Source organism: Halosolutus gelatinilyticus, assembly GCF_023028105.1.
Classification (GTDB): Archaea; Halobacteriota; Halobacteria; order Halobacteriales; family Natrialbaceae; genus Halosolutus; species Halosolutus gelatinilyticus.
The window spans coordinates 982,060-1,005,148 of record NZ_CP095491.1; the positions used below are offsets into that span (position 1 = coordinate 982,060).

Sequence of the window (23,089 nt, forward strand, 5' to 3'; positions counted from 1 at the left end):
AATGGTACTTGAATTCGCACCAGAACTGGCGGAATTTGCACTGCAAGCAGGAGAATCGGGAGGATCGGGCGGACCGGCGCTCAACGACCCTGGCGCGGCGGCGATTGCGGTCGGCCTCGCCGCCCTCGCATCGGGCTACGCGGAACGCGGTATCGGCGCAGCCGCGGTCGGCGCGATCGCCGAAGACGACGACATGTTCGTCCCGGGCCTGATCATGACCGTCCTTCCGGAGACGCTCGTGATCCTCGCCCTGGTCGTCGTCTTCATCGTCGGATAACCACCCCCTTCTCTCACCAATGAGTTTGGATACAGTCGTAGAAGACATTCGAGACGAGGCCCACGCGCGTGCGGAGGACATCCGCGCCGAGGGCGAAACGCGCGCCGAAGAGATCGTCTCGGCGGCCGAGGAGGACGCCGAGGAGATCGTCGCGGAGGCCGAGCAGGAGGCTGAACGCGAGATCGAGCAGCTGCGCGAACAGCGCCTCTCCAGCGCCAAGCTGGAGGCGAAACAGAAGCGCCTGGAGGCCCGCCGCGACGTCCTCGGCGATGTCCGCGAGCAGGTCGAGGACGAACTCGCGGCCCTCGGCGGAGATACCCGCGAGGACCTCACCCGCGACCTCCTCGACGCCGCGAGCGACGAGTTCGACGCCGGCGACGACGTCAGCGTCTACGGTCGCACCGGCGACGAGGAACTGCTCGAGTCGATCCTCGCCGACTACAACGGCTACGAGTACGCCGGCGAATACGACTGTCTCGGCGGCGTCGTCGTCGAGAGCGAGCAGTCCCGGGTCCGGGTCAATAACACGTTTGACTCCGTCCTCGAGGACGTGTGGGAAGACAACCTCCGGGAGATCAGTAACCGACTCTTCGACCAATGAGTTACAGTGGCTCAAATCCGGAGGGCGGGTCACTCGGCGCCTCGAACCCCGAATACGTCAACGGTCGCGTCCGATCGCGCCGAGCCTCGTTGTTCGCCGACGAAGACTATCGGAAGCTAGTCCGGATGGGGCCGAGCGAGATCGCGCGGTTCATGGAGGAGACGGAGTACGAGCGGGAGATCAACGCGCTCGGCGCGCGCTTTTCCGGCGTCGACCTGATCGAGCACGCGCTGAACCGAAACCTCGCGAAGCACTTCCAGGACTTACTCGACTGGTCGGAAGGGCGGCTGTACGACCTCATCGCCCGCTACCTCCGGAAGTTCGACGTCTGGAACATCAAGACGGCCTTCCGCGGGATCTACACCGACACCGATCCCGAGGACGTCCGAACCGACCTCATCCGCGCCGGCGAACTCGACGACCGGACGATCGATCGGCTGCTCGAAGCCGACACGATCGAGGACGCGATCGACATGCTCGGCCGGACGATGTACTACGATCCGCTCACCGAGGCGTTCGAGGAGTTCGAGGAAACGGGTGCGCTCGTCCCGCTCGAGAACGCCCTCGACCGGGAGTTCTACGAACGGCTGCTCGCGGACGTCAGCAGCGGGCCGGCCGCGGAGCCCCAGGAGGGACCCGAAGCGCGCTTCATCGAGTTCCTGCAGGCGGAGATCGACTTCCGGAACGCCCGGAACGCACTGCGACTCGCGCGAAGCGGCGCCGACCTCGATCCGGCGGCCTACTACATCGAGGGTGGCGTCCTGTTCGACAGGCAGGATCTGAGCCGGCTCGTCAACAACTACGACGAGCTCGTCGACCACATCGCCGAGAGCAAGCGCTACGGCGACCGTCTCTCGGGCGCGCTGGATCGCCTCCGCGAAGCTGACAGCCTTATCCAGTTCGAGCACGCACTAGACGCCGCGTTGCTTCGGTACTCGGATCGGCTCGCGAACATCTACCCGGTCTCCGTCTCGGCCGTGCTCTCGTACATCCTCGCGAAGGAACGCGAGGTCGAGAACATCCGAGCGATCGCGCGCGGGCGGGAGGTCGGGCTCTCGGAGAGCGAAATCGAAGACGAACTGGTGATCCTATGAGCCAGGAAATCGCAGTCGTCGGCAGTCCGGAGTTCACGACCGGCTTCCGCCTCGCGGGCGTGCGCCGGTTCGAGAACGTCGGGGACGCCGACAAGGACGCGGAACTCGACGACGCCGTCACCGAGGTGCTCGATGACGAGGGCGTCGGCATCGTCATCATGCACGACGATGACCTCGACTACCTGTCGCGGAACGTGCGCCAGACCGTCGAGACGAGCGTCGAGCCAGTCGTCGTCACCATCGGCAGCGGCACCGGTGGCGGCGGCCTGCGCGAGCAGATCAAACGTGCGATCGGTATCGACCTGATGGACGAGGAAAGCGAGTGATACTATGAGCCAGGCAGAAGAAACCGAAACCGTCGATCGAGACGGTGTAATTCAGAGCGTGAGCGGTCCCGTCGTGACCGCCGCGGACCTCGACGCCCGGATGAACGACGTCGTCTACGTCGGCGACGAAGGGCTGATGGGCGAGGTCATCGAGATCGAAGGGAACCTGACCACGATTCAGGTGTACGAAGAGACCTCCGGAGTCGGCCCGGGCGAGCCCGTCGAGAACACGGGCGAACCCCTCTCCGTCGACCTCGGCCCCGGGATGCTGAACTCCATCTACGACGGCGTGCAGCGCCCGCTGGACGAGCTCGAGGAGAAGATGGGGTCCGCGTTCTTAGACCGCGGGGTCGACGCGCCGGGCATCGACCTCGAGAAGGAGTGGGAGTTCACCCCGACCGCGTCTGAGGGCGACGCCGTCGAACCCGGCGACGTCATCGGCGAGGTCCCAGAGACCGAGAGCATCACCCACAAGGTGATGGTGCCGCCGGACTACGAGGGCGGCGAGATCACGTCGATCGAGGAAGGCGAGTTCACGGTCGAGGAGGTCGTCACCGAACTCGACTCCGGCGAGGAGATCACGATGTACCAGGAATGGCCCGTTCGCCAGGCCCGTCCCGCGGCCGAGAAGGAGACGCCAACGATCCCCCTGGTGTCGGGCCAGCGGATCCTCGACGGCCTCTTCCCGATCGCCAAGGGCGGTACCGCGGCGATCCCCGGCCCGTTCGGCTCGGGGAAGACGGTCACCCAGCACCAGCTCGCGAAGTGGGCCGACGCGGACATCGTCGTCTACGTCGGCTGCGGCGAGCGCGGCAACGAGATGACCGAGGTCATCGAGGACTTCCCGGAACTGGAAGACCCCAAGACCGGGAAGCCGCTCATGTCCCGGACGTGCCTCATCGCGAACACGTCCAACATGCCCGTCGCCGCCCGCGAGTCCTGCATTTACACGGGCATCACGATCGCGGAGTACTACCGCGACATGGGTTACGACGTCGCACTGATGGCCGACTCCACCTCACGGTGGGCGGAGGCCATGCGCGAGATCTCGAGCCGCCTCGAGGAGATGCCCGGCGAAGAAGGGTATCCCGCGTATCTGGCGGCCGCGCTCTCCGAATTCTACGAGCGCGCCGGTCTGTTCCAGCTGATCAACGGCGACCAGGGATCGATCTCGGTCATCGGCGCGGTCTCGCCGCCGGGCGGCGACTTCTCCGAGCCGGTCACCCAGAACACGCTGCGCATCGTCAAGACGTTCTGGGCGCTGGACGCCGACCTCGCCGAGCGTCGGCACTTCCCGTCGATTAACTGGAACGAGTCGTACTCGCTGTACCGCCAGCAGCTCGACCCGTGGTTCCGCGAGAACGTCGCGGAAGACTGGCCCGAGGTTCGCCAGTGGGCGGTCGACGTGTTAGACGAGGAGGACGAACTCCAGGAGATCGTTCAGCTCGTCGGCAAGGACGCGCTGCCGGAGGACCAGCAGCTCACGCTCGAAGTCGCGCGCTACCTGCGCGAGGCGTGGCTCCAGCAGAACGCGTTCCACGACGTCGACACCTACTGCGAACCCGAGAAGACCTACCGGATGCTCGGCGCGATCCGGACGTTCAACGACGAGGCGTTCGAGGCGCTCGAGGCCGGCGTCCCGGTCGAGGAGATCGCGGACGTCGACGCCGCGCCGCGGCTCAACCGGATGGGTACCGCCGAGGACTACCACGAGTTCATCGACGAACTCGAATCGGACCTCAAAGACCAGATCAGAGCGCTGTACTAACAATGAAAGAGTACCAGACAATCACGGAAGTCAGCGGTCCGCTGGTGTTCGCCGAGGTCGACGAACCCGTTGGCTACGACGAGATCGTCGAGATCGAAACGCCGGACGGCAGAACCCTGCGCGGACAGGTGCTTGAATCGAGCGAAGGGCTCGTCTCGATCCAGGTCTTCGAAGGGACCGGCGGCATCGACCGCAACGCGTCCGTTCGCTTCCTGGGCGAGACGATGAAGATGCCCGTCACCGAGGATCTGCTCGGACGGGTCCTCGACGGTTCCGGGAACCCGATCGACGGCGGCCCGGAGATCGTTCCCGAGGATCGCATCGACATCGTCGGCGAGGCGATCAACCCCTACTCCCGGGAGTACCCCGAAGAGTTCATCCAGACCGGCGTGTCGGCGATCGACGGCATGAACACGCTGGTTCGCGGCCAGAAGCTGCCGATCTTCTCTGGATCGGGACTTCCACACAACGAACTGGCGCTGCAGATCGCCCGCCAGGCGACAGTGCCGGAAGAGGAGGAAGGCAACGACGAGGAGGGCTCGGAGTTCGCGGTCATCTTCGGCGCGATGGGGATCACCCAGGAGGAGGCCAACGAGTTCATGCAGGACTTCGAGCGCACGGGCGCGCTCGAGCGCTCCGTCGTCTTCATGAACCTCGCGGACGACCCCGCCGTCGAGCGGACGGTCACACCGCGACTCGCGCTCACCACGGCCGAGTACCTCGCCTTCGAGAAGGACTACCACGTCCTCGTCATCCTTACGGACATCACGAACTACTGTGAAGCGCTGCGCGAGATCGGTGCGGCGCGCGAGGAGGTGCCGGGTCGCCGCGGCTACCCCGGGTACATGTACACCGACTTGGCCCAGCTCTACGAGCGCGCGGGCCGGATCGACGGCCGCGAGGGATCGGTCACCCAGATTCCGATCCTCTCGATGCCCGGCGACGACGACACGCACCCGATCCCCGACCTGACCGGCTACATCACGGAGGGGCAGATCGTGATGGACCGCTCGCTCAACTCGCAGGGCTTCGAGCCGCCGATCAACGTCTCGCCCAGCCTCTCGCGGCTGATGGACGACGGGATCGGCGAGGGTCTGACCCGCGGCGACCACGGCGACGTCGCCGACCAGCTGTTCGCCGCGTACGCGGAGGGGAAAGACCTCCGCGACCTCGTGAACATCGTCGGCCGCGAGGCGCTCTCCGAGCGCGACAACAAGTACCTGGACTTCGCCGACCGCTTCGAGAGCGAGTTCGTCGACCAGGGCTTCGACACGAACCGCACGATCGAGGAAACCCTCGAAATCGGCTGGGACCTCCTTTCGATGCTGCCCGAAGAGGAACTCAACCGCATCGGCGAGGACCTGATCGCCGAACACTACCGCGAAGAGGAAGTCGAAGCCGTCCAGGCCGACTGATCGGGGTCGCTCCTTCGGATTTTCCGCTTTCGGTATAACGCCCAATTCGTCCGAAAAGCGGCATGTATCCAGCACTCTGTGCCCGGTACACGCACAACCTGGTTTTCGCCGCCGAATCGGATTGGACACAGCTATATTCTGACCGTCCGCCGACAGATTCGTGGCCGAACGCTTTCCCGAAACCCTCGTGACCGATCGACTCCTGCTCGAACGGGTCTGTCGCGAGCGCGTCGATCTCGACGGACTCTACCGCATTCGATCGGGCGACGAGATGGAGACGATCGCCGAGCACCTTCCGTGGGGACCCCACGAGACGCCGAAGGAGACCGCCGATCTGCTCGATCGAGCCGAACGGGAGTGGGAGGAGGGCGCCGCTGCACGCTATCTCATCCGGCCGCGGAACCCCGAGTTGGGAGCCGGAGAACTCGCCGGCTACACGAAACTCGAGGTCGACCGGGAACGGCGGACCGGATCGCTCGGCATCTGGTTGCGCCTGAAATTCTGGGGCCGGGGCTACTCGGGCGAGCGGGCGCGCTGGTCAAACTCGCGTTCGATCGGCTGGCCCTCGAACTCGTCGAGATCGCCCACCGGGACGACAACGAGAACTCCCGACGAGCGGTCGAACGGTACGTCGACGAGTACGGCGGGCGGTACGACGGTCGCTTTCGGAACTTGTCGGCGACGGACGACAACGTGGTCGGCGAACACCGGTACACGATCACGGCCGAGGAGTACGAGACGCCGTCGACGTCGACGGCTAACGACGATCGCGATCGCCCCACTCGTCGTCCCGTCGATCGCGTTCTTCGCTCCGGTCTCCCCACTCCCTTCGTCGATCCCATCCGGTTTCCGGCGGCCGATCGTCGCCTCTCGTTCGCTCGGAGCGGTCGTCGCGACCGGTTTCGTCGAGGGTCGAACCGCCGGGCCGACGCGAGGCGCTCCGGCCGCCGCGTTCCGTCGCGATCCGCTCGGCCTCCGATCGATCGACGACGGTCGGGTCCGACGTTTCGTTCTCGATCGCCAGCCACAACACGAGCGGGATCCCGACGGCGAACAGGAGGAACAGGAAGACGAGTGCTTCGGCCATCAGTGGGCGATACATCGGTCCGAGTGCACAAAGAATTTATCGCGTGACACGAAGGGAGAGATATGAAAGACGACGATCGCGGCTGCCCGAAGTGCGACCACACCGAAACCGAGATCGATGAGATTTCGACGACCGGAACGGGGCTGTCGAAGCTGTTCGACATCCAGAACCGTCGGTTCATGGTGATCAGTTGCACGAACTGCGGCTACTCCGAACTCTACCGCGGGCAGTCGAAGGGGGACATGGTCGATCTCTTCTTTGGTTGAATCGGCACACAGCGCCGTTCGCGCCCCGGACGGCCGGCAAAACTGTAAACAGTTATCCGGCTGGGAGCGCAAGCGTCCCACAAGATGGCCAAGGACGTCAAACCCACCCGCAAGAATTTGATGGAGATCGAGGATCGCATCGAACTCTCCGAGCGCGGGCACGGGACCTTAGAGAAGAAGCGGGACGGGCTGATCATGGAGTTCATGGACATCCTGGACAAGGCCCAGGACGTCCGCGGAGACCTCGCCGACGACTACGAGGAGGCCCAGAAGAAGATCAATATGGCCCGGGCCATGGAGGGCGACGTCGCGGTTCGCGGGGCCGCGGCGGCGCTGCAAGAACACCCCGAGATCACCACCGAGTCGAAGAACATCATGGGCGTCGTCGTCCCGCAGATCGAGTCCTCGCGCGTCTCCAAGAGCTTAGACCAGCGCGGCTACGGGATCATGGGCACCTCCGCGCGAATCGACGAAGCCGCGGAAGCGTACGAAGACCTCCTCGAAAGCATCATCCTCGCCGCCGAAGTCGAGACGGCGATGAAAAAAATGCTCCGCGAGATCGAGACCACCAAGCGCCGCGTTAACGCCCTGGAGTTCAAACTGCTGCCCGACCTCTACGAGAGCCAGGAGTACATCGAGCAGAAACTCGAAGAACAGGAGCGCGAGGAGACGTTCCGGCTGAAGAAGATCAAGGACAAGAAAGAACAGGAGGAGAAGGAAGAACGCCTCGAGCGGGAAGCGGAGGCGGAAGCCGACGAGGCGGACGCCGAGAACGAGACCCCGGACGAAGGGGGGATGGAGCAGTCGACAGCGGGTGGCGTTCCGGGCGGCGACTGACGACGATCGCATTCCGATAGCCGATGGCCTGTTCCGAGTGCGGCGCCGACTCACCGATCGTAACTGCTGTCCCCGACGAGTACCGCGAGTATGCGCCAGACCGCGCCGATAGGGTCGCGATTTGTCCGCGCTGTCTCACCGTCGATCGCGCCAGGGGCGGCGGACGCGACCTCGACGCCCCCGACGAACCCGACTTTTCGCGCATCAGCGACGCCTTCCCAACTCGGACGGGGCAGGCGATTCCGCTCGCGCTCGCGATCCACCTGTGTTCGTCGCTCGCCACGAACCGGACCGCGATCGAGTCGCTGCTCGAGGCAGTCGAACGCGAGGGCGTCGATCCGCTGCTGGCGATCGATCGCCTCCGTGCGGATCCAACCGTCGATCCGGCGATGGACCTCGATCGGCGCCAGCACCAGCTCGAACAACTGCTGTACTGAGCCGGCCGATCCGATCTCCTGTCTGTCGCGATCGCCGACCGCGATCACCGAACTCAGAGCCGATACGACATCCGCTCAACGGCGAGCACTAATCGGTAGAAGAGATACACGACGAACAGCGAGAGCATGATCGAGAACACCGTGACGACCGCCCACACCCACAGGAGAATTCGCGCCAGTAGGACGGAGTAGGCGAAACTCGCGAGCAGGACGACGAGGAGGGCGATCACATGGTGGGTGGAGAAACGGTCGCTGATCTGGCTGGTCGACATACGACAACCACCACTTTCCTGAAATAAATCAGTTCCGAGACTCGATCCGCTCGAACGCCGAGATCCGACCTCGCTACTTTCCGGTCGGCGTCACGTTGTCGTTGATCGCCTGTTTCACCTGAAACGCGGCGCTCGCGGCCAGTCCGCGGGCGACTTCGTCTCGCTCGTCCGCGGAGATGACCTCCTCCGGCGCGTCTTCGAGTTCGGGCGTAAACCCGGCGCTGACGGGGTGGCCGATCGGCGGACGGACGGCGACGGTGACCTCGGGGCCTGAGATGCCGCGGGAGACGTCCGCGTCGACGACGTACTCGTCCGGGAGAAACTCGCGGGTGCGGGCGGCGATCCGCGAGACGTCGCGGTTGAGCACCCGTTTCTGGGCGCTCGAGATATTCGGAATGTCCGCCGTGGCACGCTGCCCAGCGCCCGTCTCTCCCGGCAACCCTGCGTACGGCGTATTTCCGTTCATGAGAAGTGTGTGCCGCTACCAAAGCGCCCGCGGATCAAAAGGGTTCGGTTCAGAAGAATCGCACAATCTCCGAGTCGATCGTGGGAGGAACGGGTCGGGAACGCGCCGAACGCTCGCATCTCCGACCGGGAAGACCGGGCCAATCGGCATATCGGCGTGCAATCGACCGGCGGCGACGCTAGAGCAGCGGTTCGCTCTCGCCGTACACCGCGAGGACGAGCGCCGTCGTGTGCGTCCCGGACTCGGCTTGCGCGCTCTCGGCGACGACGTTCGGCTCGTCGAACCGCCAGTCCCTGAGGTCCTGTCCCGCGTCCAGTCCCTCGCGAACGCGGCGTTCGACGTCCGTGCCGTCCACCTCGCCGGACGTCTCGTAGAACAGTCCGGGACCGCCGTCGATCGACTGCGACCAGGCCAGCGCCGCGCTGACGCGGCCGGGTTCGGCGGTCGTGGCGCGGGCCTCGACGACCGTCAGGCGCTCGCCGGCGGGCCCGAGGTCGGGCGCGGTGCCAACGGCTTCGACGTTCACGTCGGCGGGGATCACGGAAGAGACGGAGACGAGGTTGTAGTTCTCGACGCCGGCTTCGGCGAGGGCCGCGTCGTAGGAGGCCATCGCCGTGGGCGCTGACGCGGACCCCCAGACGACTCGAATCGTGCTCATACTCGCCTTCGGGGACGGAGGGCGTAAGGGGTTGCGATTTTACCGGTCGTCTTCGGACGGTGGGGCCGATCCGTACGATCGACGTGCGCCGAAAACATCGGCTGGACGAGATCGATGTTCACGCGATGACCATCGATACCGAGTCGGGCGGTCGATCGCGGTCATTCGTCTGCAACCGATCGCGAATCAGCGCGACACGCACTATCGGCGGGCGAGCACGACGATACCTGCAGCCACGAACCCGGATATCCCGGCGACGAGACCGTACTTCGCCGCCGCCGAGAAGGGCTCGTCACCGATTACCGCCGAGCTACACGCCCAGCTCATCCCAACGGCGGCCGCGACTGCGAGAACGTGCGCGAACGGGCGATCGTCGAACCAGTCCTCGATTCGTCGGTACGCGAAGGCGAGAGGCATACTCGATGGTATCATTCGACTCTGCAATGGGTTAATTATTCCGCCGTGGAGCGGATCGTGAGCGCGGTTCCGGTCGTCCCGGTCTCTGACGACGAACCGGCGATCGACAACCGAAAACGGAAACTGGCTTACTGATAGAAGTAGCCCGCCGAGGAGACCACGTCGCTCGAATCGTCGTCCTCGAGTTTCTCCACTGCATCGACGAAGTCGTGGTGGGTGACCTCGTCTCGATCGTTCCGGATGGCGAACATGCCGGCCTCGGTCGCGAGGCTCTCGATGTCGGCGCCCGAGTAGCCCTCGGTTTCGTCGGCGAGGGAGTCGAAGTCGACGTCGTCGTCGACGCTCATGTTTCGAGTGTGGATCTGAAGGATCTGCTCGCGGCCGTCGCGGTCGGGTTCGGGCACCTCGATGAGGCGATCGAAGCGGCCCGGTCGGAGGATGGCGCGATCGAGCATGTCGAAGCGGTTGGTCGCGGCGATGATGCGGATCTCGCCCCGGGCCTCGAAGCCGTCCATCTCGGAGAGCAGTTGCATCATCGTCCGCTGAACCTCTGCGTCGCCCGACGTTTTGGATTCGGTGCGGGTGGTCGCGATCGCGTCGATCTCGTCGATAAAGATGATGGCGGGTTCGCGCCCGCGGGCCATCTCGAAGAGATCGCGGACGAGGCGCGAGCCCTCGCCGATGAACTTCCGGACGAGTTCGGAGCCGGCCATCTTGATGAAGGTGGCGTCGGTCTGGTTGGCGACGGCCTTCGCGAGCATCGTCTTGCCCGTCCCCGGCGGGCCGTACAGCAGGACGCCGCTCGGCGGGTCGATGCCGACCTCCTCGAACATCTCCGGCTCGGACAGCGGCTGTTCGACGGCTTCCCGCACCTCGCGGACCTGGTCGTCGATGCCGCCGATGTCCTCGTAGCTCACGTCGGGCCGTTCGGTGATCTCCATCGACTGTGCGCGCGCGTCGGTCTCGGTGGAGAGCACTGACTGGATCGCGAACGAATCGTTGACCGCGACGCGATCGCCGGGGTCGACGCGCTCGACGATGCGCGGGGAGACGTCGGTGAGCACTTCCTGGTTGTTGCCGTGCTGTTTGACGATGACCTCGTCATCGTCCATCACGTCCTCGACGGTCGCGAGGTACAGCGACGAGCTTTTGAGCGTCTCGTTTTCGCGTTCGACGCGGTCGACTCGCTCGCGGAGGCGATTTCGGCGTTCGGTGGCGTCGTCGAGTTGGTCGGACAGCTGCTCGTTGATCTCGACGAGATCCTCGTAGTGGCCCCGGAGCGCCTCGAGCCGCTCGTCGTCCGGAAGATCGGGATCGATATCACGGTGTGGTCGATCGGGGATAGACGGGCTTCGAGACATCCTGACGTGCACGGATAAGTCCCCGACGATAAATGTGCCTTTGGGTCCCGGTTGGTTTTCCGCGATCGGTCGGGCGATCGGTCGACCGGAAGCGGCCGACCAGCGGGGGACGAAACCCGTCCCTCGGCGGCGTAAACCGCGGTTCCGTCCAGTTCGTGTATTTCGAAAATCATTATAGTACGTCGGCACACATGACAAATATGACTCGGTTTCAGCGCCGCGCTACTCTGATCCTCGGAATCGGCCTTCTCGCCTCCGTCTTCGGGTTCGTCGCGTTTGCGGGGATCGATGGCCTTCGGCCGTCGACGATCAGCGGCGCGGTTCTCCTCGCCGGTGCAGGGGCGGCGGACGTCGCCTCGTACGCCCGCGACGAGTACCGGATCGCCGGTCGAACGGTGCGCTGGCGTCACCTGTACGCCGTCGGGACGGGGCTGCTCGCGATCGGACTGGTCGTCACGACGCTCCCGACGATCGACTCGACGCCGGGACTGGGCGTCGCGACGCTTCTCGGCGCGTCGAGTCTGCTCTTTTTCAGCTACCAGGCGCTGGTCGACGGGCCGCACCTCGATCTCGACGCCGAGCCCTCGAAAACGCGGCTGCTCGTCGTCGCGCTCGCCGCGATCGGATGCGTGGGTCTGGGGGCAGTCGCCACCATCGTCCTCTCGTGATCGGCGTCGGTGTCCTGTTACCGCAGTCGTCCTCGTCGATTACCGCTGGAGCGACCGGCTTCCGGACGCCGATTTGACCGCCTCGTTCGGTGCGGTAGTAATCGCCACGTTTCTGCTGGCCGTTCTCGGATGGTTCGTAGCCGTCCGTTCGATAGCGGCGACGGTCGGGTTCCCTCCTGAGGAAATCCGAGAACTATCCGCGAGACCAGCCGCCGGTACGGTGCCTGCTCGACCGCTCTCCGGCGGTATTGCGACCGGTTCCGACTATCCACGCGCCGTCCACCTGGACGTTACTGCTCGATCGCGTCGACGCGGTGTTCGAAGAGTCGCTCGCCCGTGTCCTCGCACGTGACGGCGACGACGTCGTGCGACTGACAGCAGGATTCGACCGTCTCCTCGCTCATGACGACCTCGCCGCCGGAGGTCGGGCACGTCTCGAGGAACAGGCGGAGGCTGTTCAGGAGTTGCCCCTTCGTCTCGGAGCCGTACGACTCCCAGTCGTCGTCGCGATCTTCGAGGGCTCGGGCGGCGGTCACGTCGGCGACGAGCGCGGCCTGCGAGGGCCACTTGCCGACGACCATGCCGTCCCGTTTCAGCACCCGGGCGTCGTCGTACCGCTCGATCTCGAAGGCGTCGTCGATCGAGTCCGGTTCGGTGCCGTCCTCGCCGTCGGCGGCCTCGAAGTCGTCGAAGCCGAACGCGCTCGCGGCGTCGCCGGCGTCGATCGCGTCGGCGTCGCCGGCGTCGATCTCGTCGGCCCAGACCGTCTCGAACGCCTCGGTGAGACAGAGGTCGTCGACGTCGTCGCAGGGTTCGACGACGTCGTGATCGAGGAAGTACGTCTCGGGGTCCGAAATCTGGACCGCCGCAGTCTCGGCGCGGGCTTCGTCGGCACCGCTCTCGCGACCGCCCTCGTCGAACGCCAGTTCGCGATCGTCTTCGGCGGCCGGCCGGCGACCGGCGCCCGACCCGCCGTCGATCGGGGACGGTTCGGCGGCGGGCGAGTCGATCGCTCCGAGACCGGATCGGATCTCGGGTTCAGATGGTTCCTTGCCGAACCAGCGCAGCACCTCCGGCGGCAGATACCGCTTGGTTAGCGTCGGCGTCCCCGGAACGAGGTAGCCCCGGAGGTAGATCAGCGCGACCGAGGCCGCGACGGCGATCGCGCCGGAGAGTTTCGACTTTCGTGCGACGACGGCGCCGAGAACGCCCGCGATGACGAGGTTGACGACCGTACAGGCTTCGCACCGGTTCTCTCCGGTGTACTCCGGTTGGTGCAGCGCATCGACTATTTCGTCTTTCATTTGACCGTTAATTCAGGGCCAACTACCATCGTTTTTTCGGTGGGAGAACCGGGAAGCCGGTTCATCCCCTCGATGAACTCGTCGACTCGACGGGCAGGGAGAGCGCGGTAGGGACGCGATCGATCAGTCGGTCAGGGACGCCATCTCCTCCAGTCGGTCGCCGTAGGTCGCAAGCGCCCGGTCGATCGGCTCGGACGTACTGACGTCGACGCCGGCGATCCGGAGGAGTTCGAGCGGGTACTCCCTGGAGCCGCGCCGGAGGAACTCGAGGTAGTCCTCGGCGGCTTTCTCGCCCTCGTCGCCGATGCGATCGACGATCGCGAGCGCGGCCGAGATGCCGGTGGCGTACTGATAGACGTAGAACGCCCGGTAGAAGTGGGGGATGCGCATCCACTCGCGGGCGATCCGATCGTCGACGGCGGCGGATTCGTAGTAGTCCTCCTTGAGACCGCGGTAGAGGTCGTCGAGCCGATCGGCAGTCAGCGGTTCGCCGTTCTCGTCGAGACGGTGAGCCTCGTGCTCGAACTCGGCGAACAGCGTCTGGCGGTAGAGCGTCGAGCGGACGCGTTCGAGGAACTCGTTTAAGACGTGTTTCTTGAACTCCGGATCGTCGACCGTCTCGAGGAGGTGGTTCGTCAGCAGCGCCTCGTTGACCGTGCTGGCGACCTCGGCGACGAAGATCTCGTAGCCCGAGTAGACGTAGGGCTGTTCCTCCCTCGACAACTCGGAGTGCATCGAGTGACCGAGTTCGTGGGCCAGCGTGTACATCGAGGAGATGTCGTCCTGATAGTTCATCAGGATGAACGGTTGGGTGTCGTACGTGCCGCCGGAGTAAGCGCCGGACTGTTTCCCCTCGTTCTCGTAGACGTCGACCCACTGGGAGTCGAGTCCCTCAGCCACACGGGACTGGTACTCCTCCCCCAGCGGGGCCAGCGAGTCGACGACGTACTCGGTCACCCGATCGTACTCGACTTCGGGTCCCTCGTCACCGGTCAGCGGCATGTACACGTCCCACATTCGAAGCTCCTCGACGCCGAGCGCGTCCCGTTTGAGTTCGGCGTGGCGGTGAAGCTTGTCGAGGTTGTCGTGAACCGTCTCGACGAGGGTATCGTACACCTCGACGGGAACGTTGGGGCCGTCGAGCGCGGCTTCTCGCGCAGTATCGTAGTTGCGCGCTCGGGCCATCTTCACGTCGGCCTTGACGCTGTTCTTGTAGGACGCGGCGACCGTGTTCCGGACTGACTCCCACTCGTCGAAGTACCCCTCGTAGACTCGCTCCCGGAAGTCGCGATCGGGCCGTTTGAGCAGGTTGACGAAGTTACTCTGGGTGATCTCGACGGCCTCGCCGGAGGGATCCTCCACCGTCGGGAACGCCATGTCGGCGTTGGAGAGCATGTTGTACACCTCGCCCGTCGCGCCCGTCACCTCGCTCAGGTCGGCGAGCAGCGCCTCGACCTCGGCCGATCGGGTGTGGGGTTTCATCCGCAGGACGTCGTCGACGTAGTGGTCGTACGTTTCGAGGGAAGGATCCGCCTCGAGCATCGCCTCGAACTGCTCGCGAGTCAGCTCCTGGAGCTCCGGTTCGATGAACGAGGCCGCGGAGTGGGCGTCGGCGGCGAGCGACTGCGCCCGCGCGCTCAGCGCCTGATAGTGCTGATCCGTCGTATCCTCGTCGCTGCGCATCCGGGCGTAGGCCACGACCGTCGACACCTCGCGCATGAGTTCGTCGCGCAACTCGAGCACCGAGCGGAGGGTCTCGGCGTCGTCCGTCGTCTGCCCCTCGAAGGCTGCGAGATCGTCGATCCGATCGGCGGCGGTCTCGTAGGCCTCCTCCCAGTCGTCGTCGCTCGCGTAGATGCTCTCGAGATCCCACGTGTATTCGTCGTCGATCTCGGAGCGTTCGGGAACGGAACTCATGGCCGTTGTTTAGAAATGCACGTGGTAAAGCTTGCCGAAGCGGCCCAACGCCTCGATAGAGCGCGACGTACCGGCGGAACGTTCGGAGCGCCCGGCCAGTTGTTGCCCGCCTGGCCGGGCCATCAAGGCGCGTGCTGGCGGAGGGACGGCCGATCGGATCGCGGTTCGTCTCGGCGATCCCGAACCTGTGAGACTGCTGTTTCCGACCGGCCGGTGGCCGGAGACGCGTATTCTGAGATGTTCTATATGTATAGTTATATATAAACATTAACTATCTCTGAGGGAAATTAATAGTTTCTGAGAGAGTAGCGGCCGGGAGAGATCGGTTATGCCACGACTCGATCGAGAGGCGAGCGAAACCGATGACGAATCGAGAGCACCAGCCGACTCGCTGCAGCGGCGCGGGTTCCTGGGCGCGGCGGCCGCGGTCGCCGGAACCGGATTCGCGATTTCGACCGCGAGTGCAGCCCCCTACGCGCCGAACGAGATTCCCGGCCGCATCCAGGCCGAAAACTACGACACCGGCGGTCAGGGCGCCACGCACTACGACACCACGGACGGCAACGCCGGCGGCGCGTACCGCGACGACCACGTCGATATCGAGCCGTCGGTCGACGGCGGATACAACGTCGGCTGGATCCAGCCCGATGAGTGGCTCGAGTACACCGTCGACGTCCAGTCGTCGGGAACGTACGACCTCACGGCCTGCGTCGCGTCCCTCGAGTCGGGCGGTCAGTTCCACGTCGAGGTGGACGGGGCGAACGCGACGGGACCCGTCAGCTTCGGGGCGACCGGCGACTGGCACGCGTGGACGACGGTCGACGCGGGCAGCGTCGACTTCTCCGCGGGCGAACACGTGATCCGGGTCTACTCGGAGGCCGCCGGGTGGAACCTCGACTGGCTCGAGTTCCGCGCCGACGGCGACGACGAGCTCGACGGTCGGTCTTGGACCCTGACGTGGAGCGACGAGTTCGACCAGGGATCCATCGACGACTCCGTCTGGTCGTACGACCTCGGAAACGGCCAGGCCGTGGGCGTCCCCGGGTGGGGCAACGAAGAATCGCAGTACTACCAGCGCGAGAACTCGTGGATCGAAAATAATCGCCTTGTCATCGAAGCCCGGGAGGAACACGTCACCGACGAGTACGGCAGCTACGACTACACCTCGGCCCGAATGAAGACGATGGACGGCGTGAACAAACAGTACGGCCGCATCGACGTTCGGGCCCGGCTCCCCCAGGGCCAGGGGATCTGGCCCGCGATCTGGTCGCTCGGCAGCACCGGTACGTGGCCGGACAGCGGCGAGATCGACATCACGGAACTCGTCGGCCACGAGCCCTCGATCGTCCACGGCACCGTCCACGGTCCCGAGTATCTGGGCGAGGGTGGCATCAGCGGTAGCTACACCCTCCAGAACGGCACGTTCGCGGACGGCTTCCACGACTTCTCGATCGTCTGGGATCCCGACGAGATCACGTGGTTCGTCGACGGCGAGCAGTACCACACCGTCACCCGCGCCGAGATCGAAGGGGCCGGCAACACGTGGGTCTTCGACAAGCCGTTCTACATCCTCCTGAACGTCGCCGTCGGCGGCGAGTGGCCGGGGTACCCGGACCAGACGACGACGTTCCCCCAGCGCATGGAGGTCGAATACGTCCGGTTCTACGACGAAGCGTAGGCTGACCGCGGACGGCGCACGTCGCCCGGGATGGCGACGCGGAACGGCCTCGCCGATCGTCGGTCACACCGGAGCTTTTGCCGCTCGGGACGTGAATGGGGACGTATGGACGACCGCGGATCACTGGTCAGCATCGAGCGCGCGCTCGGTCGAGCGTGGACCGACGACCGCCCGTGGAACCTCCTGACGCGCCTGACCGAACTCCCCCACAGGATGGGAGGCTCGCCGTTCGAACGGCAGGCGGCGGAACTCGTTCGCGACGCTCTCGTTGACGCGGGGGTCGCGAACGTCCGCTTCGAGGAGTTTCCGATGCAGTATTGGGAGCGGGGAACGGCCGAGTTCGCCGTCCTGAGCGACGTATCTGCGGTGGATGCTGATTCCGCCGGCACAGCGTCCGGAGGCGTCGATAGATCGTTCGAGGCGATCGCGCTGCCCTACTCGCCGGCGGGTGACGTCGAGGGGCCGCTGGTCGACGTCGGCTACGGGACGCCGGAAGAGATCGACGAGACCAGTGTCAAGGGCGCCATCGCGGTCGCGAACACGACGACGCCCCCCGAAAAGCGGTTCGTCCACCGGATGGAGAAGTTCGGCCACGCCGTCGCCGCCGGCGCGAAGGCGTTCATCTTCGGGAACCACGTCCCCGGACAGCTGCCGCCGACGGGCGCGCTGCGGTTCGACGCCGAGGCGGCGATTCCCGGCGTCGGCGTCAGCGCCGAGACCTACGACTGGCTCACCGACTACGCCGATCGCGGCGCGCGCGCGCGGCTTCGCGTCGACGCCGATACCAGGGAGGGATCGAGCCAGAACGTGATCGGGACGATCGGGGCCGATCGAACCCGGAGCGCGGGTGCGAGCGACGAGGGCGACGCTGACGCGGCCGACGAGGGGACCGACGCATCCGGCGGCGACGGAGAAATCCTCGTGGTAGCCCACTACGACGGCCACGACATCTCCGAGGCCGCGCTCGACAACGGCTGCGGGGTCGCGACCGTCGTCGGCGCCGCGCGCATCCTCGCGGCGATCGAGGACGATCTCGCGCGCCCGGTCAGGATCGCCGCCGTCGGCTGCGAGGAACTCGGGCTCATGGGCGCCGAGGCGCTCGCGGATGACCTCGATCTCGACTCGATTGGCGCGGTGGTCAACGTCGACGGCGCCGGACGATTCCGAAACCTGCGAGCGCTCTCGCACGGCTCCGAGTTCCTCGCGGACCTCGCCGACCGCGTCGCCGACGAGGCTGGCCAGCCGCTCGGTCGCGACCCCGACCCGCACCCGTTCAGCGACCACTGGCCGTCCCTCCGAGCCGGCGTGCCCGCGCTGCAACTGCACAGCGAGCCGCCGGCGGGACGCGAGCGCGGCCGCGGCTGGGGGCACACCGGCGCGGACACGCGAGACAAAGTCGACCCGCGGAACCTGCGCGAACACGCGATACTGACGGCGCTGCTCGTACGGGGACTCTCGACGGCCGACGTGCCGCCGATCGACGAGGTCGACCTCCGAGAGCGGCTTCGGGAGCAGGATTACGAGCCGGGAATGCGGGCGGCCGGGATCTGGCCGCCCGCGTGGGACGACGAGTGACCGCTTCCGGACGCGAGGATCGGCGAGCCGGGCGGCGCGCAGGCGCGGACGCTCTCCGACGGTATCGGACTATATAGCGCTCCCGAGAGGCAATATAAACACGAATACGTTCGGACGGTGAGCGTGGCATCAATAGCGGTCGCCGATGAAAGAGTACATCATCGCCGTCATCGCTGGTGTCGTCCAGGGGATCGTCGAGTGGCTGCCGGTTTCGAGCCAGGGAAACGTCGCGCTCGCCCTGACCGTCTTGGGCGTCAGCCCCGAGATCGCCCTCCAACTCGCGCTGTTCTTTCAGGTCGGGACGACGCTCTCCGCGGCGACGTACTACCGCGACGACATCGCGACCGTGCTCCGATCGCTTCCGCGGTGGCGACCGGACAGCGCGTACCGCGGCGAGAACGCGGTCACGTCGTACGTCGTCGTCGCGTGCCTGCTGACCGGGCTGGTCGGAATCCCGCTTTACCTGTTCGCGGTCGATCTCGCGGGGCGAGTGTCCGGCGGCGTCTTCATCGCCGCGATCGGCGTCCTGTTGCTACTCACCGGCGCCGTCCAGCTCGCCTCCGAGTCGGTCTCGGCGGAGCTTCGCAACCAGCCGACCCTGCTCGACTCCGCGCTGGTCGGCATCGCTCAAGGCGTCGCGATCCTGCCCGGGATCTCCCGATCGGGCGTCACGACGAGCGCGCTGTTGTTCCGGAGCTACGATCCGGCCGCCGCGTTTCGGCTGTCGTTCTTGCTCTCGATCCCCGCGAGCCTCGGGGCCGCCGCGCTCACGGTCGTCGGCGCCGGCGGCCTCCCCGGGGTCAGCCCCGGCGCCGCGGCGACGGCATTGGTCGTGAGCGCGCTGGTGGGATACCTGACGATCGACGCCCTGATGCGAGTCGTCGATCGCGTTCCGTTCCCGCTCGTCTGTTTCGGGCTGGGCGCGCTCGCGATCGTGGGCGGGGGCGTCGTCGCCGTCCTCGTCTGAAGTCAGGCAAGCGAATTTCTACTGTACGATTCTCCTCGAAATCTGCCTCAATAGTCTAATTGTCGCGGATGGTTTTGCGTGGGGAATCTACCTAGCCGGCTTCAGCCACGACGATCTCGTCGCCGAGAAAATTCCACCAACATGTGAGTTTACTATCACAAAGCCCACAATGCGAGCCGACTACATAGCCGGTCATGGGTCAGCAAAACCGGGCAGCGGATTGTCGAGTCACGCGGCTGATCGCTGCGGCTGTGGGTCTCGCAATCGTCATCGTTGGTCTCCGCACGGTTCGATCTCGTCGCAATCCATCAGCCTGCCCATATCACGCACGATTGGCTCTCTCATTGCCGCGTCCGTTCGTAACGCGGCGCCGACTTCGACGAGCGCTCGCACCACAGCCCGGCGAACAGATTCTTGAGATCGGACCAGGAATCGGGTACTATACCCTTGATGTTGCAGAGTGGGTCACTCCCGATGGAACGCTCGACGTAATCGACATCCAACGAAAAATGCTTGCTCGTCTTGAACAGCGGGCAACCGAACGGGAGATCACGAATATCACCGCCCAACAGGGTGACGCACGACGCCTGCCATACGACGATGACTCATTCGATGCTGCTTATTTGGTGACCGTGCTCGGCGAGGTTCCGGATCAAGACGCGGCACTACGCGAACTCTCTCGAGTGGTGAAACCTGGTGGTCGCGTGGTTGTTGGTGAAACGCTCCCAGACCCGCACATGGTTCCATTTGACTCACTTCGTGATCGCGTCGCAAATGCTGGGTTCGAATATGATCGCCGATTTGGCTGGGCTGGTGGCTACGTCGCCCGCTTTCGTGTTTCATCCTGAAATATCAATCACAGGGCCCACAGCGGTTACAGATGATACTGTGCCGAGACCGATCAGCACCTGTTTATTATGCTTAGATGGACTCAGAAATGAATGCCGATCTGTGCATTGAGCGGCTGCCTAGCCGATAACAGGCCCGCGTGTAGGCACAACTCACTCGAACGCGAACGGGAGCACGATCATCCGCCGATAACGCCGAGAAAGCCCGTTACCAGCAATCCTAGCGGCGGCTCGTCCTGCGAAGGAACCGCGGGCAGGGCGAACGATCCGATCCCGAGAGCGGCCAAGCCGAGCACGAGGACGAGATCGGACCACCGGTTCCAGGCATCTTCGAGCGCGGGTTCGACGTCGGCGAGCCACCAGGAGGTCTCGCCGGCCGTCCCGTCGGTCGATCGCGGTCCGCCGAACACGGTCCGTACTGCCGACGGACCGGCGGCGACGAGCAGCCCGCCGATACCGACCGCGAACAGCCCCGCCAGTACGGGCAGCGGCGTCCCGCCGACCTGGAGCAGTAGGAAGTCCAGCACGAACGCGAAAACCGCCGCTCCGGCGCAGATCCCCCGACCGGCGTCCGTAAGCGACGATCGCATCGGTCGTGAAAACGCGCGCCGGGTGGAAACAGTCACGAATGTGATGGGTCACCGCGAGGGCGGGAGTCCGGGGCGATCACCGAAGCGTCGAAAGGATCCCCGCGGTACGATCGATCTCCTCTCGGCGGCCGCGGCGCCGGTCGGTGCGGGGCCGACACTGATTGGGCGAACAGAATAAGTACTGTCTCGAGAACCAAACCGACGATACAGAGCACTGCGACCCCGATTCTGAGCGCAGCGATTCTCCACGGGTACGTCTCCGGAGTGACTTCCGAGACGCCCGACAGAACGGACCCCAGTCCGATCACCATCGGGAGCTGTCGAAACCACCCTGTGCTACTACCCCGCCGGACGAGACGATACTTTCGAGAGAAACGAGGGCGAATACGGTTCCTACTAGCATGAAGGAGGCAGCCGTTCTCTTCCGGCATAAATGATCGAATAAGACGCGACTCACACTGTTTTTAGTCCACCCAACAATATAGTGACATATCTAACCGAGAGTATAGGAGTTTCGCCGGGACGCATACGACTCCACACGGGTTCTACGGGTGAGTTCACCCTCGGGCGTACCGAACCGTTCGCCCCGGGTTGTGTTCACGCGCCTGCCGATCGCGGCGTCGTTCGGTGCAGGCGGACGAGACACTGCGGCAAGCGGATACGTTAACCGACAACGTATCGACGAGCCGGGCCGAATGGTCAAATCGCTGAACTCAGAGAAGAGGGCGAAGGCTTCATACTGGTCGATCCCATTTCACCTGAAGATGAGTCATGAGTCAGATCGCGGCCATCAGCAGGAATTTCGGGATGATGTGAGCAGCCCTGATTCGCTGACCGTCGAAAGCGGACTCGAGGCGCTCCAGTCGAGTCCGGAGTTTCGCGGCACGATCGAACCGCTCGACGGCCTCGACGAACTCAAAACCTGCGAGCACATCGCGCTGTTCTACAATTCCTTCAACGAACGGTTCGCAACGGTCGCGCCGTTCATTCGGCAAGGGATCAAGCGAGGCGAGCGAGTCATGTACGTCATCGACGATCTCCCGAAGTCTACGATTCTCGCGGAGCTCCGCGGCGGGGACGTCGATATCGATGGCGCTCTCGAATCGGGGCAACTGACGTTTCACTCGCTCGAGGAAACCTACTCCGGTCCGGTCGATTCGATCCCGACGACATGCTCGAGGTGTACGCCGAGGCCATCGAGGAGGCGAAAGCGGAATATCCGGGACTTCGAGTGACCGCGAACACGAATTTCGTCCTCGACGACCACGCGACGATCGAGGACTTTATGGCCTACGAGAGCCGGGTGAACAAACTATTCGAAGGGGAGGACTGTATCGCCCTCTGTCACTACGACTGCGATGCGATCCCGCCGGAAACGCTCGTGGACGTGGTCCGGACGCATCCGCACATCGTGTACGACGACACGGTTTGTCACAACTTCTACTACACGCCGCCGGAGGAGTTCTTCGAGCCCGACGAATCGGCCCGAGACGTCGAGCGAATGTTAAATACGCTGGTAGATCGGTCCCAGGCGCGGGCTGAACTCAACGAAACGATCAAGGAACTGGAGGAATCGAACGAGCGGCTCAAACGGTTCGCGTACGTCGCCTCACACGACTTACAGGAACCATTGCGGATGATTTCGAGCTACCTTCAGTTGCTCGAATCCAACCACGCGGACGAACTCGACGGGGAAGCGCGAGAGTACATCGACTTCGCCGTGGACGGTGCCGATCGCATGCGGGAGATGGTCGAGGGCTTGCTCGCGTATTCGCGGATCGACATGGATGATTCGGAGTTCGAATCGGTCTCGTGTACGGACATCGTCGACGACGTATTGACCGACCTACAAGTCCGGATCGACGAAACCGACGCCACGATCCGCGTCGAATCGCTCCCCGCCGTCACCGGTGACGCACAGCAAATCGAGCAACTCTGCTCGAATCTGCTCTCGAACGCGATCAAGTACAGCGGTGACGAGCCGCCGCACGTGGAGATCAGTGCCGAGCGGCAAGGCAATCGCTGCGTCTTCTCGGTCGCCGATCAGGGGATCGGCATCGATCCGGAGTACGTCGATCAGATCTTCGAGATTTTCAACCGGCTGCACTCGAACGACGAGTGCCAGGGAACCGGTATCGGACTCTCGCTGTGTCAAAAGATCGTCGACCACCACGGCGGAGACATCTGGGTTGATACCGAACCGGGAGCAGGGACGACGTTTTACTTCACTCTCCCCGCGGCCAACTAAGAACGCGTTCGG

Annotated in this window: 24 protein-coding genes and 3 pseudogenes; 18 read left to right on the forward strand and 9 right to left on the reverse strand. The window is 64.7% G+C overall.

Features of this window, described 5'->3' with window-relative positions:
* Nucleotide 1 precedes the first annotated feature (1 nt).
* The 7 genes and pseudogenes from MUH00_RS04985 to MUH00_RS05015 form a co-directional block, all read left to right on the forward strand.
* The gene (locus MUH00_RS04985) at nucleotides 2-277 is read left to right on the forward strand and encodes a hypothetical protein (protein WP_247002665.1); all 276 of its coding nucleotides are present in this window, start codon (nucleotides 2-4) and stop codon (nucleotides 275-277) included.
* Between the two features lie 19 nt (nucleotides 278-296).
* A complete protein-coding gene (locus MUH00_RS04990; protein ID WP_247002667.1) occupies nucleotides 297-878 on the forward strand; it encodes a V-type ATP synthase subunit E in 582 nt (193 codons plus the stop codon).
* On the forward strand, nucleotides 875-1,972 hold the full coding sequence (locus MUH00_RS04995; RefSeq protein WP_247002669.1) for a V-type ATP synthase subunit C: 1,098 nt from the start codon (nucleotides 875-877) through the stop codon (nucleotides 1,970-1,972). Before MUH00_RS04990 ends, MUH00_RS04995 begins: the two co-directional genes overlap by 4 nt.
* Nucleotides 1,969-2,298, forward strand: coding sequence for a V-type ATP synthase subunit F (locus MUH00_RS05000; RefSeq protein ID WP_247002671.1), 330 nt, complete (start codon nucleotides 1,969-1,971; stop codon nucleotides 2,296-2,298). The genes MUH00_RS04995 and MUH00_RS05000 overlap by 4 nt, the downstream gene beginning before the upstream one ends.
* A gap of 4 nt (nucleotides 2,299-2,302) precedes the next feature.
* Nucleotides 2,303-4,066: an ATP synthase subunit A gene (locus tag MUH00_RS05005; protein ID WP_247002672.1), complete on the forward strand. Its 1,764-nt coding sequence runs from the start codon at nucleotides 2,303-2,305 to the stop codon at nucleotides 4,064-4,066.
* A 2-nt stretch (nucleotides 4,067-4,068) separates the two neighbouring features.
* Nucleotides 4,069-5,481, forward strand: coding sequence for an ATP synthase subunit B (locus MUH00_RS05010; protein WP_247002674.1), 1,413 nt, complete (start codon nucleotides 4,069-4,071; stop codon nucleotides 5,479-5,481).
* 187 nt (nucleotides 5,482-5,668) lie between these two features.
* Nucleotides 5,669-5,947: pseudogene (locus tag MUH00_RS05015) on the forward strand (GNAT family N-acetyltransferase); the annotation flags it as partial.
* Between the two features lie 291 nt (nucleotides 5,948-6,238).
* On the opposite strand, the gene MUH00_RS05020 reads toward MUH00_RS05015, so the two are convergent.
* Entirely contained in the window at nucleotides 6,239-6,568 is a 330-nt protein-coding gene (locus MUH00_RS05020; protein WP_247002676.1) for a DUF8143 family protein, read from the reverse strand.
* Between the two features lie 62 nt (nucleotides 6,569-6,630).
* On the opposite strand from MUH00_RS05020, the gene MUH00_RS05025 reads away from it, so the two are divergent.
* From MUH00_RS05025 to MUH00_RS05035, 3 genes are all read left to right on the forward strand, one after another.
* A complete protein-coding gene (locus MUH00_RS05025) occupies nucleotides 6,631-6,834 on the forward strand; it encodes a zinc ribbon domain-containing protein (protein WP_247002678.1) in 204 nt (67 codons plus the stop codon).
* Nucleotides 6,835-6,918: 84 nt separating this feature from the next.
* Nucleotides 6,919-7,671 (forward strand): V-type ATP synthase subunit D, encoded by a 753-nt coding sequence (locus MUH00_RS05030; protein WP_247002680.1) that lies wholly within the window; start codon nucleotides 6,919-6,921, stop codon nucleotides 7,669-7,671.
* 23 nt (nucleotides 7,672-7,694) lie between these two features.
* Nucleotides 7,695-8,108: a DUF6276 family protein gene (locus MUH00_RS05035; protein ID WP_247002682.1), complete on the forward strand. Its 414-nt coding sequence runs from the start codon at nucleotides 7,695-7,697 to the stop codon at nucleotides 8,106-8,108.
* A 53-nt stretch (nucleotides 8,109-8,161) separates the two neighbouring features.
* Here the strand turns inward: MUH00_RS05035 and MUH00_RS05040 are convergent, their stop codons facing one another.
* From MUH00_RS05040 to pan2, 5 genes are all read right to left on the reverse strand, one after another.
* Nucleotides 8,162-8,380, reverse strand: coding sequence for a hypothetical protein (locus MUH00_RS05040; RefSeq protein WP_247002683.1), 219 nt, complete (start codon nucleotides 8,378-8,380; stop codon nucleotides 8,162-8,164).
* Nucleotides 8,381-8,453: 73 nt separating this feature from the next.
* On the reverse strand, nucleotides 8,454-8,846 hold the full coding sequence (locus MUH00_RS05045; protein WP_247002685.1) for a DUF5811 family protein: 393 nt from the start codon (nucleotides 8,844-8,846) through the stop codon (nucleotides 8,454-8,456).
* 178 nt (nucleotides 8,847-9,024) lie between these two features.
* Nucleotides 9,025-9,504: a pyruvoyl-dependent arginine decarboxylase gene (locus MUH00_RS05050; RefSeq protein WP_247002687.1), complete on the reverse strand. Its 480-nt coding sequence runs from the start codon at nucleotides 9,502-9,504 to the stop codon at nucleotides 9,025-9,027.
* Nucleotides 9,505-9,705: 201 nt separating this feature from the next.
* Entirely contained in the window at nucleotides 9,706-9,921 is a 216-nt protein-coding gene (locus tag MUH00_RS05055) for a hypothetical protein (protein ID WP_247002688.1), read from the reverse strand.
* A gap of 128 nt (nucleotides 9,922-10,049) precedes the next feature.
* Nucleotides 10,050-11,282 carry a proteasome-activating nucleotidase Pan2 gene (gene pan2, locus MUH00_RS05060; protein ID WP_247002690.1) on the reverse strand — a complete coding sequence of 411 codons (1,233 nt, stop codon included), beginning with the start codon at nucleotides 11,280-11,282 and terminating at the stop codon, nucleotides 10,050-10,052.
* A 200-nt stretch (nucleotides 11,283-11,482) separates the two neighbouring features.
* Here pan2 and MUH00_RS05065 point away from each other — a divergent pair, with 200 nt between their 5' ends.
* On the forward strand, nucleotides 11,483-11,950 hold the full coding sequence (locus MUH00_RS05065) for a DUF7994 family protein (RefSeq protein ID WP_247002691.1): 468 nt from the start codon (nucleotides 11,483-11,485) through the stop codon (nucleotides 11,948-11,950).
* Between the two features lie 290 nt (nucleotides 11,951-12,240).
* Here MUH00_RS05065 and MUH00_RS05070 read toward each other — a convergent pair whose 3' ends face one another.
* Both MUH00_RS05070 and pepF read right to left on the reverse strand, forming a co-directional pair.
* Entirely contained in the window at nucleotides 12,241-13,254 is a 1,014-nt protein-coding gene (locus MUH00_RS05070; RefSeq protein ID WP_247002693.1) for a DUF8054 domain-containing protein, read from the reverse strand.
* A 123-nt stretch (nucleotides 13,255-13,377) separates the two neighbouring features.
* Nucleotides 13,378-15,171: an oligoendopeptidase F gene (gene pepF / locus MUH00_RS05075; protein ID WP_247002695.1), complete on the reverse strand. Its 1,794-nt coding sequence runs from the start codon at nucleotides 15,169-15,171 to the stop codon at nucleotides 13,378-13,380.
* A 328-nt stretch (nucleotides 15,172-15,499) separates the two neighbouring features.
* Between pepF and MUH00_RS05080 the strand changes: the two genes are divergently transcribed.
* The 4 genes from MUH00_RS05080 (at nucleotide 15,500) to MUH00_RS05095 (ending at nucleotide 20,239) form a co-directional block, all read left to right on the forward strand.
* The gene (locus MUH00_RS05080; protein WP_247002697.1) at nucleotides 15,500-16,849 is read left to right on the forward strand and encodes a family 16 glycosylhydrolase; all 1,350 of its coding nucleotides are present in this window, start codon (nucleotides 15,500-15,502) and stop codon (nucleotides 16,847-16,849) included.
* A gap of 105 nt (nucleotides 16,850-16,954) precedes the next feature.
* Nucleotides 16,955-18,424, forward strand: coding sequence for a M28 family metallopeptidase (locus tag MUH00_RS05085; RefSeq protein WP_247002699.1), 1,470 nt, complete (start codon nucleotides 16,955-16,957; stop codon nucleotides 18,422-18,424).
* Between the two features lie 145 nt (nucleotides 18,425-18,569).
* On the forward strand, nucleotides 18,570-19,391 hold the full coding sequence (locus MUH00_RS05090; protein ID WP_247002700.1) for an undecaprenyl-diphosphate phosphatase: 822 nt from the start codon (nucleotides 18,570-18,572) through the stop codon (nucleotides 19,389-19,391).
* Nucleotides 19,392-19,585: 194 nt separating this feature from the next.
* The gene (locus MUH00_RS05095) at nucleotides 19,586-20,239 is read left to right on the forward strand and encodes a class I SAM-dependent methyltransferase (protein ID WP_247002702.1); all 654 of its coding nucleotides are present in this window, start codon (nucleotides 19,586-19,588) and stop codon (nucleotides 20,237-20,239) included.
* Between the two features lie 179 nt (nucleotides 20,240-20,418).
* Here the strand turns inward: MUH00_RS05095 and MUH00_RS05100 are convergent, their stop codons facing one another.
* Nucleotides 20,419-20,829 (reverse strand): hypothetical protein, encoded by a 411-nt coding sequence (locus MUH00_RS05100; RefSeq protein WP_247002704.1) that lies wholly within the window; start codon nucleotides 20,827-20,829, stop codon nucleotides 20,419-20,421.
* Between the two features lie 764 nt (nucleotides 20,830-21,593).
* On the opposite strand from MUH00_RS05100, the pseudogene MUH00_RS05105 reads away from it, so the two are divergent.
* The 3 genes and pseudogenes from MUH00_RS05105 to MUH00_RS05115 form a co-directional block, all read left to right on the forward strand.
* Nucleotides 21,594-21,914: pseudogene (locus MUH00_RS05105) on the forward strand (MEDS domain-containing protein); the annotation flags it as partial.
* A pseudogene (locus MUH00_RS05110) lies at nucleotides 21,824-22,552 on the forward strand (MEDS domain-containing protein); the annotation flags it as partial. The pseudogenes MUH00_RS05105 and MUH00_RS05110, both read left to right, overlap by 91 nt.
* A 60-nt stretch (nucleotides 22,553-22,612) precedes the next feature.
* Nucleotides 22,613-23,077, forward strand: a complete 465-nt coding sequence (locus MUH00_RS05115; RefSeq protein ID WP_247004083.1) for a sensor histidine kinase — start codon at nucleotides 22,613-22,615, stop codon at nucleotides 23,075-23,077.
* Nucleotides 23,078-23,089 lie beyond the last annotated feature (12 nt).